This window comes from Pseudodesulfovibrio sp. (assembly GCF_028692895.1).
GTDB lineage: Bacteria > Desulfobacterota > Desulfovibrionia > Desulfovibrionales > Desulfovibrionaceae > Pseudodesulfovibrio.
The window spans coordinates 1-11,271 of record NZ_JAQUWN010000092.1 but is presented as its reverse complement, the minus strand read 5'-3'; the positions used below and the strand labels follow the sequence as shown (position 1 = coordinate 11,271).

General features: G+C 63.2%; 14 protein-coding genes. 11 read left to right on the top strand and 3 right to left on the bottom strand.

Annotation, left to right across the window (positions count from 1 at the left end; translation table 11 throughout):
* The first annotated feature begins 90 nt into the window (after positions 1 to 90).
* From lptC to PHP91_RS15790, 11 genes are all read left to right on the top strand, one after another.
* Positions 91 to 699, top strand: a complete 609-nt coding sequence (gene lptC, locus PHP91_RS15840) for an LPS export ABC transporter periplasmic protein LptC (protein WP_300142941.1) — start codon at positions 91 to 93, stop codon at positions 697 to 699.
* Between the two features lie 18 nt (positions 700 to 717).
* A complete protein-coding gene (locus tag PHP91_RS15835; RefSeq protein ID WP_300142939.1) occupies positions 718 to 1,605 on the top strand; it encodes an LptA/OstA family protein in 888 nt (295 codons plus the stop codon).
* A 3-nt stretch (positions 1,606 to 1,608) separates the two neighbouring features.
* Positions 1,609 to 2,334 carry an LPS export ABC transporter ATP-binding protein gene (lptB, locus tag PHP91_RS15830; RefSeq protein WP_300142936.1) on the top strand — a complete coding sequence of 242 codons (726 nt, stop codon included), beginning with the start codon at positions 1,609 to 1,611 and terminating at the stop codon, positions 2,332 to 2,334.
* Positions 2,335 to 2,573: 239 nt separating this feature from the next.
* Positions 2,574 to 3,986, top strand: a complete 1,413-nt coding sequence (gene rpoN, locus PHP91_RS15825; protein WP_300142933.1) for an RNA polymerase factor sigma-54 — start codon at positions 2,574 to 2,576, stop codon at positions 3,984 to 3,986.
* A 35-nt stretch (positions 3,987 to 4,021) separates the two neighbouring features.
* Positions 4,022 to 4,558 (top strand): ribosome-associated translation inhibitor RaiA, encoded by a 537-nt coding sequence (raiA, locus tag PHP91_RS15820; RefSeq protein WP_300142930.1) that lies wholly within the window; start codon positions 4,022 to 4,024, stop codon positions 4,556 to 4,558.
* Between the two features lie 2 nt (positions 4,559 to 4,560).
* The gene (locus PHP91_RS15815; RefSeq protein ID WP_300142927.1) at positions 4,561 to 5,010 is read left to right on the top strand and encodes a PTS sugar transporter subunit IIA; all 450 of its coding nucleotides are present in this window, start codon (positions 4,561 to 4,563) and stop codon (positions 5,008 to 5,010) included.
* A gap of 21 nt (positions 5,011 to 5,031) precedes the next feature.
* Positions 5,032 to 5,913 carry an RNase adapter RapZ gene (gene rapZ, locus PHP91_RS15810; protein WP_300142924.1) on the top strand — a complete coding sequence of 294 codons (882 nt, stop codon included), beginning with the start codon at positions 5,032 to 5,034 and terminating at the stop codon, positions 5,911 to 5,913.
* The gene (locus PHP91_RS15805) at positions 5,913 to 6,353 is read left to right on the top strand and encodes a PTS sugar transporter subunit IIA (RefSeq protein WP_300142921.1); all 441 of its coding nucleotides are present in this window, start codon (positions 5,913 to 5,915) and stop codon (positions 6,351 to 6,353) included. The genes rapZ and PHP91_RS15805 overlap by 1 nt, the downstream gene beginning before the upstream one ends.
* Positions 6,354 to 6,361: 8 nt before the next feature.
* Positions 6,362 to 6,814 (top strand): PTS sugar transporter subunit IIB, encoded by a 453-nt coding sequence (locus PHP91_RS15800; RefSeq protein ID WP_300142918.1) that lies wholly within the window; start codon positions 6,362 to 6,364, stop codon positions 6,812 to 6,814.
* Between the two features lie 22 nt (positions 6,815 to 6,836).
* Positions 6,837 to 7,511: a PTS sugar transporter subunit IIC gene (locus PHP91_RS15795; RefSeq protein WP_300142943.1), complete on the top strand. Its 675-nt coding sequence runs from the start codon at positions 6,837 to 6,839 to the stop codon at positions 7,509 to 7,511.
* A gap of 93 nt (positions 7,512 to 7,604) precedes the next feature.
* Positions 7,605 to 8,525 carry a manganese-dependent inorganic pyrophosphatase gene (locus PHP91_RS15790; RefSeq protein ID WP_300142915.1) on the top strand — a complete coding sequence of 307 codons (921 nt, stop codon included), beginning with the start codon at positions 7,605 to 7,607 and terminating at the stop codon, positions 8,523 to 8,525.
* A gap of 273 nt (positions 8,526 to 8,798) precedes the next feature.
* On the opposite strand, the gene PHP91_RS15785 is transcribed toward PHP91_RS15790, so the two are convergent.
* From PHP91_RS15785 to PHP91_RS15775, 3 genes are all read right to left on the bottom strand, one after another.
* Positions 8,799 to 10,088 carry a Y-family DNA polymerase gene (locus PHP91_RS15785; protein ID WP_300142912.1) on the bottom strand — a complete coding sequence of 430 codons (1,290 nt, stop codon included), beginning with the start codon at positions 10,086 to 10,088 and terminating at the stop codon, positions 8,799 to 8,801.
* Positions 10,088 to 10,492, bottom strand: coding sequence for a translesion error-prone DNA polymerase V autoproteolytic subunit (umuD, locus tag PHP91_RS15780; protein WP_300142909.1), 405 nt, complete (start codon positions 10,490 to 10,492; stop codon positions 10,088 to 10,090). The genes PHP91_RS15785 and umuD overlap by 1 nt, the downstream gene beginning before the upstream one ends.
* Positions 10,493 to 10,722: 230 nt before the next feature.
* Positions 10,723 to 11,271 (bottom strand): dihydrodipicolinate synthase family protein (locus PHP91_RS15775; RefSeq protein ID WP_300142906.1); only part of this gene is annotated, 549 nt, incomplete at its 5' end.

Sequence of the window (11,271 nt, the reverse complement as noted above, 5' to 3'; positions counted from 1 at the left end):
GGCGGCCGCGGCGCCGTGCGCGACGCCATCGGCTTCATCCTCGAAGCCCGTGGATTGCTCGACGCCGCCATGCGGCAGTGGGCGGGATAGATGAACAGGCGTTCCGCGCTGTTTGTGATCCTGATATTCGCCGTGGGGCTCGTTGCGGGCATCGCCGTCAAGGCGGTGTTCTTTTCCGAGCCCATCGTCGAGCGCGCCGCCGAGACGGCCCCGGCCCCGCAGTCCCGCCAGCAGCTCCTGGACGAGGCGGACATCACCGCCACGGACATCGAGCTGGTGCAGGGCAAGGAAGGGGCCATGACCTGGAAGCTCCTGGCCTCCGAGGCCAAGTACAATCAGGAAAAGAAGCTCATCGGCGTGGTGCGCCCGCAGTTGACCGCTTTTTACGGCACGCACCGCCAGGAAGTCTACGTCAAGGCAGACCGGGGCGAGGTGGACCAGAAGAACGACAACCTGACGCTCTACGACAACGTGGCGGGCCGCTTCGGCGACCTGGAGCTGGAGGCCCAGCACCTGGACTACGTCGGGGCCATCAACAAGGTCTATCTCAAGGGCGGGGTGACCATCCGGCGGCCGGACATGACGTTCAGCGCCGTGGCCGTGGAGATAGACCTGGTCAGCTACGAGATCGTGGCCGCCGGGGGCGTCAAGGCCCTGCTGGCCACCACGGACTTTGAAGAAAATCCTTTTTCGCGCTAAACGAGGGGCATGAACCCGATGAAAAAAGCATACACGATCGCACTGGCGCTGCTCCTGGCCGCATGTTTCGCCGCTCCGGCCCTGGCCGATGGCTGGGGGGAGGTCCGCGAGGCCACCGTGAACCTGAACGTCCGGGCCGCCCGCGACCGCAAGGCGGCGCACGCCGTGACCCTGTCCAAGGGCGAGCGGGTCCGGTGCGACTTTCCCAAGGACGGCTGGGTCGCGGTCTTCAAGCTGGACGAGTCCGTGCGCGACGAGAAGCGCGCCCTGGGCTTCGCCAACGTCAAGTACCTGAAGCTGGTCGCCGCGCCCAAGGCGGCGCCTGCGCCGAAAGCGGCTGCGCCCGCACCACAGGCCGCGCCGGCTCCCGCTCAGGCCGCGCCCAAGGCCGCGCCATCGGCCTCGGAAGGGGAGGGCGAGCTCAAGGGAGCGGTGGCCGAGGCCGCGCCCGCCCCGATCAAGATCGGCGTGGACCCCGGCAAGCTGCCGGTGCAGATTTCCGCGGACCGCATGACCTACGACGAGAACGGCAAGGTCGTCTCCTTCGTGGGCAACGTGGTGGCCGAGCACGGCGACCTGACCCTGTGGGCCAGCAGGCTCTCCGCCTATTTCGCCTCCAAGTCCGGCAAGAAGTTCTCCGTGGACAGCGTGGAGCGCATCGTGGCCGAGGGCGATGTCCGGGCCAAGAAAGGGAAGACCGAGGGAGAATGCCAGAAGGTGACCTATCTCGTGGACCAGCGGCTCCTGACCATGGAGGGCGATCCCGTGCTGCGCGACGGGCCCAACAGCCTGACCGGCGGGGTGATCAATTTCTACGTCCGCGAGAACCGCAGCGAAGTGGTGCGGGGCAAAGACAAGCGCGTCCGGGCCATCTTCATGACCCCGGCCCGGATCAAGGAGCAGTAGCCCATGGCCGGAGGACTGCAGGCCGCCAACCTGACCAAGCGCTACGGCCAGAAAGAGGTCGTGCGCGGCATCAACCTCGAGCTCAACGCCAAGGAAGTGGTCGGGCTCCTCGGCCCCAACGGGGCGGGGAAGACCACGACCTTCTACATGCTGGTGGGCATCGTCAAGCCCAACACCGGCCATGTGGCCCTCAACGGAGTCCCCCTCACGGACAAACCCCTGCACGAGCGCGCCCGCATGGGCGTGAGCTACCTGCCTCAGGAAAGCTCCATCTTCCGCAAGCTGACCGTGCGCGAGAACCTGGAGATCATCCTGGAGCAGACCTCACTCAACTCCGCCGCCCAGCGCAGGCGGGCCGACGAGCTTATGGAGATGTTCACCATCACCAAGCTGGCTGACCAGGCGGCCATGTACCTCTCCGGCGGCGAGCGGCGGCGGCTGGAGATCGCCCGCGCCCTGATAATGGACCCGCAGTTCATCCTCCTGGACGAACCCTTCGCGGGCATCGACCCCATCGCGGTCATCGACATCCAGGAGATCATCTCCGTGCTCAAGAGCATGGGCATCGGCATCCTTATTTCTGACCACAACGTTCGAGAAACACTGAATATTTGCGACCGCGCCTACCTTGTCTACGAGGGGGCGGTCATCCTGGAGGGCACGCCGAGCGCCATCGTCCAGAGCAGCCGGGCCCGCCAGATCTACCTGGGCGAGGACTTTCGCCTCTAGCCCTTTTTTCCTCTTTCGCGCCAACTTCCGATTTACAGGGTCGGCAATCGTTGGTACATTTCTTTCATATCCTCCGCCCCGCCTTAATATTCCAACGCTCACAATATGTTATAACAATTTTGTTGCTTCCTCGCTTGGAGTGTGGCATAGTCGAAGCCAAGAAGTGGTAGCGGCTTTGAAAAAAAATAACGTGTAGCCGGAGAACCCTCCGAACGGATTCGCCCCGAGGCTTTCGCATTATGGGCCTGGAACTCAGACAGCAACTCAAACTCTCCCAGCAACTGGTCATGACGCCCCAGTTGCAGCAGGCCATCAAGCTGCTGCAGCTCTCGCGCCTTGAGCTGCTGGAGACGGTCCAACAGGAACTCATGGAGAATCCCTTTCTCGAAGAGTCCGAGACCGAGGCCGAGGTGCGCGACACCTCCGAGGAGAAGCTGACCGAATCGCAGGCCGAGGAGGAGCTGGTCCGCACGGCGGACTGGGAAAACTACCTGGGCGAGTTCTCCAGCACCTCCAAGCAGGCCCTGGCGCGGGACCTGGAGGTGCCCGAGGAGGGGCTTTCCTTCGAGGCCCGGCTGGCCTCCAAGCCGTCCCTGGAAGGGCACCTGAGCTGGCAGATGCGCCTGTCCAACTTTTCCGACCACGACCTGGCAATCGGCGACGTGGTCATCGGCAACCTGGACGGCAACGGGTATCTCCAGGCCTCCACCGAGGAGATCCTCGGCCTGATCCAGGCCACGCCGGAGGAAGTGGACTCGGTTATAAGGCGTATCCAGAGGCTGGACCCGGTGGGCGTGGGTGCGCGCACTCCGCAGGAGTGTCTGCTGGTCCAGATGGAGGTGCTCGGCCTTGACGATCCCATCCTCGTCTCCCTGGTGCAGGACCACCTGGAAGACCTGGAGAAGAACCGCTACAAGCCGCTGGCCCGCAAGTTCAAGATTTCCATGGAGGACCTCAAGGATTACCTGGACCTCCTGCAGACCCTCGACCCCATGCCGGGGGCGAGTTTCTCCAGCACCGATCCGCATTACGTCAGCCCGGACGTCTTCGTCTATCGCTACGGCGACGAGTTCGTCATCATCCTCAACGAGGACGGCCTGCCCCGGCTGCAGATGAACACCTACTACATGGACACCATGAAGGGCGCGGCGAGCAAGGAGAAGGAGTATTTTCAGGAAAAGATGCGTTCGGCCGCATGGTTGATGAAAAGTCTGTACCAGCGGCAGCGAACCTTGTATAAGGTAGTCGAAAGCATTGTCCGCTTCCAGCGGGAGTTCTTCGAGCACGGCGTGACCAAGCTCAAGCCGCTCATTCTCAAGGAGGTCGCCGAAGACATCGAGATGCACGAATCCACGGTCAGCCGCATCACGACCAGCAAGTACGTGTCCACGCCGCACGGTATCTTCGAGTTGAAGTTTTTCTTCAACAGTGCGCTGGATCTGAACGACGGTTCGCAGGTGGGTTCGGAAAGCGTGAAGGCGCTCATCAAGCAGATGATCGCCGACGAGGACACCCGGAAGCCCCTCAGTGACGAGAGGATCGGCGAGATACTCCAGGAAAAGCTGGAGGTGAACATCGCCAGGCGCACCGTCGCCAAGTACCGCTCCGCCATGGGCATTCCCTCCTCCTCCAAGCGCAAGCAGTATTTCTAGCCAGATTGTTGGCACATTCAACCAGGAGGTAGCGCATGAACATCAGCTTCACTTTCAAGAACTTCGAGCCCTCTGACCACCTCAAGGGTTATGCCCAGAAGCGCTTTGAAAAGGTGAGCAAGTTCGTTTCGGATTCCGAAGCCGATTTGCAGGTCAACCTGCTGGTGGACAAGTTTCGTCACAAGGCTGACGTGATCCTCAATGCCGACAACATTCATCTTTCCGCCTACGAAGACTCGGAGGACATGTACTCGACCATCGACATGGTCCTGGACAAGGTCGAGGCGCAGCTTCGCAGGATGCGCGAGAAGGAAAAGGGCCGCAACAAGAAGGCCCGGGGCGTCAAGGCCAGCTTCATCTCCTACGAGGACCTGGCCGGGGCGGACAAGCGCCCGACCATCGTGGGAACGGACAGCTACGAGCCCAAGCCCATGAGCGTGGACGAGGCCGCCATGCAGCTCGATTCCATGGATAACGACTTCCTGGTGTTCCTCAATGCGGAAACCGATGGCGTCAACGTCATCTACAAGAGAAAGAACGGCGATTTCGGCCTGATAGACCCTGGATACTGATTATGCAACTTGGTGAATTCCTGGAGAAGGACCTCATCCTTCCCGACCTGGCCTCCGCCACGAAGTCGGAGGTGCTTGAAGAACTGATCGCCCCCTTGGGCGTGAAATATCCCGAGATGGACACGGACCAGGCGGTCCGTGTCCTTCTCGACCGCGAACGGCTCGGCACCACGGGCATCGGGGACGGCATCGCCATCCCCCACGGCAAACTCGAAGACCTGGAGAAGGTCATCGTCATCGTGGGCCGAAGCCGGTCCGGTGTCGACTTCGAGGCCCTGGACCATGCGCCGTGCCACATCTTCTTCCTGGTCCTTGCACCCGAGCAGGTGGCCGGAATGCACCTGCGCATCCTGGCGCAGATATCGCGTCTGCTGAAGGACGAGAGCTTTCGCCGCCAGTTTCTGGCCTCGGAAGATCTCGACGCCCTCTGGACCATGCTCAAGAACGTGTAACCCTCCGAACAGGACGCAGCCTTGACCCCCAGCAACCCGTTCCCGGTCGTCGTCGTCACCGGCATTTCCGGTTCCGGAAAGAGTACGGCGCTCAAGGTGTTCGAGGACCTGGGGTTCTTCTGCATCGACGGGTTGCCGTCGCGCATGTCCCCTAAGATCGCGGACCTGATCTTCACCCAGGATTCGCGCTACCGGGGGCTCGCCCTGGGCATGGACATGCGCCAGCCCGAGTTCCTGGAAGGGTGGGACAGCGCCTTTGCCGAATTCGCGGCCATGGGCATCGTGCCCCAGGTGCTCTTCCTGGAGGCCCGGCGGGCCGAGCTGGTGCGGCGCTATGCCACCACCAGGCGCCCACATCCGCTGGAGAGCCAATCCTTGGGGCTGGAGCGGGCCCTGGAACAGGAGAAGAACCTCCTCGCCGCCATCCGCCAGAACGCCGACCTCGTCCTGGACACGTCGGACTACTCGGTGCACGACCTGCGCCGGGTCATCCAGACCAAATGGTCGGCCATCGAGGAGCTGGGGCGGGGAATGCGCGTGCACATCATCACCTTCGGGTTCAAGTACGGCGTGCCCACCGAGTCGGACTTCGTCTTCGACCTCCGCTTCCTGCCCAATCCGTATTTCGACAAGAAGCTGCGCCCTCTGAGCGGCCTGGACCAGCCAGTGGCCGACTACGTGCTGAAAAGCGACGTGGGCGTGGTCTTCAATGAAAAATTCACCGATTTTCTGACCTACGTCCTGCCCCTCTACGCCAATGAGGGGCGGTACCGCATCACCCTTGCCCTGGGCTGCACCGGCGGCCGCCACCGTTCCGTGGCCGTTGCCGAATCCGTGCTGGCGACCCTGCGCAAAAAGAGGTATGCCGTAACCATCGAACACAGACACATGGAACTCGGATAATGGGCGCAGAAAAGAAGAAGGAATCGCTGGTCGGCGTGGTCGTCGTCACGCACGGCTCTTTCGGACAGTCACTGCTCGACGTGGCGGAGATCGTGCTCGGGCCGCAGGAATATTGCAAGGCCGTGGGCGTGGACGTGAACCGGGGCGTGGACGAGACCGTGGACGCCATCCGCAAGACGATCAAGTCCGTGGAAACGGGCAGGGGGGTGGTGGCCCTGACGGACCTCTTCGGCGGTTCGCCGACCACCATGAGCCTCTCGCTCATGAAATCCGAAAATCTCGAGGTCATCACCGGGGTCAACCTGCCCATGCTGGTGGCCACCCTCCAGTCCCGGCTCATGCACCTGGACGCCCTGGCGGAGAAGATCCGCGACGCGGGCCAGCAGGGCATCAAGGTGGCCGGGGCCATGCTGCGCAAGAAGACGACGGCGAAGAAGTAGGGGCGGTCGTGTTTCTGGTACGCATAGACAACCGGTTGATCCACGGCCAGGTCATTGAGGCCTGGCTGCCGTACACCGGGGCGAAAACCGTCGTCGTGGCCAACGACGACCTTGCTGACGACGTGCTCCAGCAGGAGATCATGTCCCTGGCCATCCCCCAGACCATTTCCAGCGTCTTCGTGGGCGTGGAGAATCTGCACGACGCGGTGGCGGACATGCCCCCGTCCGACGTGCTGGTTCTGTTCTCCAACTGCTCCGATGCCCGCCGGGCATACGACACCGGCTTCGCCTTCAACCTGCTTAACGTCGGCAACGTCCATTACACACCTGGCAAGAAACAGATTTCCCCCAGCGTGGCCCTTTCGGACGAGGACGAGGGGTGCCTGCGCCACCTGACGAAAAAGGGCGTCACCCTCGATTTCCGCTGCGTCCCCAACGATCCGATCCAGGTGAGGTTCTGATGCTCCTGGCCCATCCCTTTCTCTGGTTCGCCCTGGTCGCTTTTTTTTTGCCCTTTTCTCCCTGTTCCGCTCGTCCCTGAGCATCGGGTTGCTTGAGCGGCCCCTGGTCATCGGTCTGTTCTGGAGTCTGTTCTACCACGATTCCGCCACAAGCCTGCACATCGCCATCTTCTTCGAGCTGTTCTGGCTGGATCTCATCCCTGTCGGGACCTTCATCCCGCCGCACCTGACGGCCGCCACCTTCGCCGCCTTGGCCCTGACGACCTTCTTCGGGTTCGACGATCCGGCCCGGATCATGGTCATCCTCTTCGCCAGCATGCCGCTGGCCTGGATCGGCACGCGCATCGAGGGACTGCTGCGCGAGCGGGAGAAGGACAGCTACAACCAACTGCTCAACTGGGCGCGCAATCCGTTGTCGCCCAACCTGCCAACGGTATTGGTGCTGCGCTCGCTGCTGCGCTCCTTCCTGGCCGCCGGGGTGTCCTTCTTTATCGCCGTCATGATCCTCAGGTACATTATCGGCGGCCTGCTGGAGCTGTATCCAGGCGTTTTTGCCTCCATGGACGTGACCTGGGCGTACCTGTGGATCGCCGCCACCCTGGGCGGTCTCATGGCCCTCCGGGTCAAGCGCGCCTATGTCATTTTGGGAACGGGCATCGGCCTTTTCATTCTTTTCATGCTTTCGAGCCGTTTTTAGCTTGGCAGCCACCGTGCTTTGTGATATTTCGCACATTCTATTCCCGGTGCGAATTTCCTGATGTCAGGACACTACAATTAGGAGGACTTTGATATGGCTATTTTGGTTGTTGGACACAAGAACCCCGATACCGACACCGTCGCCTCCGCGATCGCTGTCGCCGACCTGTTCACCAAACGCGGCCAGGAGGCCCAGGCCATCACCCAGGGCCCGGTTGCTCCCGAGACCGCCTTCGTTCTTGAGAAGTTCGGCTTCGCCGCTCCCGAGATCGTGACCGATGCCACCGACAAGAAGATCATCCTTGTCGACCACACCGACATCTCCCAGACCATCGACAACCTGGACAAGGGCGAGCTCGTGGCCGTCGTCGACCACCACAAGCTGGGCGACGTCACCACCCCGAACCCGCTTGAGATGTGGGTCTGGCCCGTGGGCTGTTCCGGCACCGTGGTCAAGTCCATGTACGACTTCTACGGCGTCGAGATTCCGGCCAATATCGCCGGCGTTCTGCTCTGCGCCATCCTGAGCGACACCGTCATGTTCAAGTCCGTTACCTGCACCCCGCAGGACAAGGCCGCCGTCGAGGCGCTGGCCAAGATCGCCGGTGTGACGGACACCATGGCCCTGGGCATGGAGATGTTCAAGGTCAAGTCCGCCGTTGACGGTACCCCCGCCCGCGACCTGGTCTTCCGTGATTACAAGGACTTCGACATGTCCGGCAAGAAGGTTGGCATCGGCCAGTTGGAAGTCGTGGACCTGTCCATGCTGGACGCCCACAAGGAAGCCCTGCAGGCCGAGATCGAGAAGGTCAAGGCCGAAGGCCGCCACTCCGTCTTCCTGCTCCTGACCGACATCATGAAGGAAGGCACCGAGATGCTCATCGCCTCCGACGATCCCTCCGTGGTCGAGAAGTCCTTCGGTGTCGCCACCAAGGGCGAGCCCGTGTGGCTGGACGGCGTCATGAGCCGCAAGAAGCAGGTCGTCCCCAGCTTCGAGAAGGGCTTCAAGGCCTAATTGCATCTAGCTGATTTATTGCGCAAAGTCGGGCCCGCCAGCGTTGTGCTGGCGGGCCTTTGCATTTGTGGAGGGGGCCGCCGTCCGCCCGTGGTTTGCAGGCCTGTTCCGCCGGGCGGGTTTGCGGGCCTTGGTTGTGTCGGTGTATCGCCTTTTTCTCTTTGGGATGGTCTGGCTTGAGAAAAATTTCTCAAACCAGAGCGCTGCCCCTGCGAAACGTTCTCCCCTCATTCCACTTTCTGCCATTGTGGCTGGTTCGGGCCTGATCGCCCGTCAACGGACCCTCGGCAGCTCGTCCCAGGACGTGGTGAACCGCTGCGAAAGATGGCGCTGGCGCATGTGCCACGGTTTGGGCCCCACGCCCGATCCGGCGAAGCGCAGGGCGTCCCGGCCGTAGCGCGCATTGACGGCGTCCAGGGCGGACATGAGCCCCTTTTCGCGCTGTGAGAGCGGCTCCCGGCCGCATTCGGCGAAGGTAAGCTGGCGCATGCCGCGCGGGGTCAGGTCCAGGAGCAGGACGCCCGCCTTCTGGTAGCGGTAGCCCGGCCGGTAGACGTCGCGCAGGATGGTCCGCGCCCTTTCCAGCAGGGCGGGGGTGTAGTCCGAAGGGAGCGGCAGGGGCAGGCTGCCGCTGCCCGAGTATTGCGGGCCGGGGGCGTGCCGGGCCGTGGACAGAAAAACCTGGACCGCTCCGGCCAGGAGCCCGCGTGAACGGAGCTTGATCGCCGCCCGCTGCACGTAGGCGGACACGGCCTCCTCCAGGGAGGGGCGGTCGCCTATGCGCGTGCCAAAGGAGCGGGAGCAGGTGATGCTTGCTGCCGGGGGCGCGTCCTCCATGAGAATGGCCGGGATGCCCTGGAGCTCCAGGGCCGTGCGCAGGCCGCAGACCGTGAGCTTCTCGCGCACCCAGTCGCGGGTCCGCTGCGTCAGGTCCAGGGCGGTGTGCACGCCGAGCCGGTGCAGCTTGGCCGCGCTGCGCCAGCCGATACCCCAGACGTCGCCCACCTCCAGCCCGGCCAGCTCCCGGCGGGTGGAGGCCGGGTCGTCGAGCATCCAGACTCCCCCGGCGTCGGGCCGTTTCTTGGCCAGCCGGTTGGCGATCTTGGCCAGGGTCCGGGTCCAGGCCAGCCCCACGCAGACCGGGATGCCGGTCCAGCGCAGGATGGTCCGCCGGATTTCGGTGGCCAAGGCGAGCAGGGCGTCCCGGTCCCGGTGGCGCAGCAGCAGGAAGCATTCGTCGATGGAGTAGCGCTCCACCTCGGAGGAGAACCCGCACAGGATTTCGTGCACCCGCGCCGACATGTCGCCGTACAGGGCGTAGTTGGAGGAGAAGACGCGCACCCCGTGATGGGCGAAGAAGGGGCGACGCTTGTATTCCGGCTCGCCCATGGCGACGCCCAGCGCCTTGGCCTCCTCGGAGCGGGCGATGACGCAGCCGTCGTTGTTGGAGAGGACCACCACAGGCGTGTTCTCCAGGGCGGGATCGAAGACGCGTTCACAGGAGACGTAGAAGTTGTTGCAGTCCACCATGGCCACCCAGGGGGACGAGGCCGGGCGCTGCATCACAGTTTCCGGATCACGCCGGTGACCACGCCCCAGACGGTCAGCTCCTGGTCCTCCCGGACCTCGATGGGGCGGTAGGCCGAGTTCTCCGGGGCCAGGAAGATGCGCCCCTGCAACCGGCACAGCCGCTTGACAGTCAGCTCGCCGTCCAGCACGGCCACCACGATCCGGCCCGGCAGCGGCTCCCGGGAGCGGTCCACCACCAGCACGTCACCGTCCAGGATGCCCGCGTCGACCATGGAGTCGCCCCCCACGCGGACCATGAAGGTCGCCGCCGGGTTGGCCACCAGGTAGCGGTTGAGGTCCAGGGCGGTCTCCACATAGTCGTCCGCAGGCGATGGGAACCCGGCCGACACCGCGTCCAGGTAGAGGGGCACCCCGGCGGACGCACCGGAGGGGGGCATGGCCCTTCCCATCGGGCGTATCCGCTGTGGCGCTTCGGACAAGGCCTGTTTATCAATTGAAATCGGTGGCATGTGTGCACTTCGCATGTTTACTTTTGATAAACTACCACAACGGCGATGCGCATACAAGCCCGGCGGAGGAGAAAAAAAGGGGCGGCACATGCCGCCCCTTAGGGGAGAAGAGCAAAAAAAACGAGCCCCGGCCGCAGTGGGCAGGGGCTCGAAAAAGACTACAGGAGACCGGCCTCCTTGAGGACGTTTTCCAGTTTCGGTTTGTTTTCGTTCTGCAGGGGAACGATGGGGAGACGGAAGCTCGCCTCGGGGAAGACGCCCATCATGTTCAGGGCTGTCTTGACCGGAATGGGGTTGGTCTCCATGAACATGGCGCGGTTGACCGGAGCCATCTTCAGGCTCAGGTCCAGGGCGCCCTCATGGTCCTTCGCCTCGAAGAGGCGACACATGTCGCTCATGGCCTTGGGCATGATGTTGGAGACCACGGAGATGACGCCGCGTCCGCCCACGGCCAACAGGGGCAGTGCGGTGAAGTCGTCGCCGGAGAGCAGGCAGAAATCCTTGCCGCACAGCTCGATGACCTGGGCGCACTGGTTCAGGTTGCCGGTGGCTTCTTTGACGGCGAAGGCCTCGGGCACGGCGTCCACGATCATCTTGAGGTGCGCGGGCAGCAGGTTGAGCCCGGTGCGGCCCGGCACGTTGTAGATGACGAAGGGCATGGAGGCTTCGGCGGCGATGGCCTTGAAGTGCTCCACCAGACCCTGCGG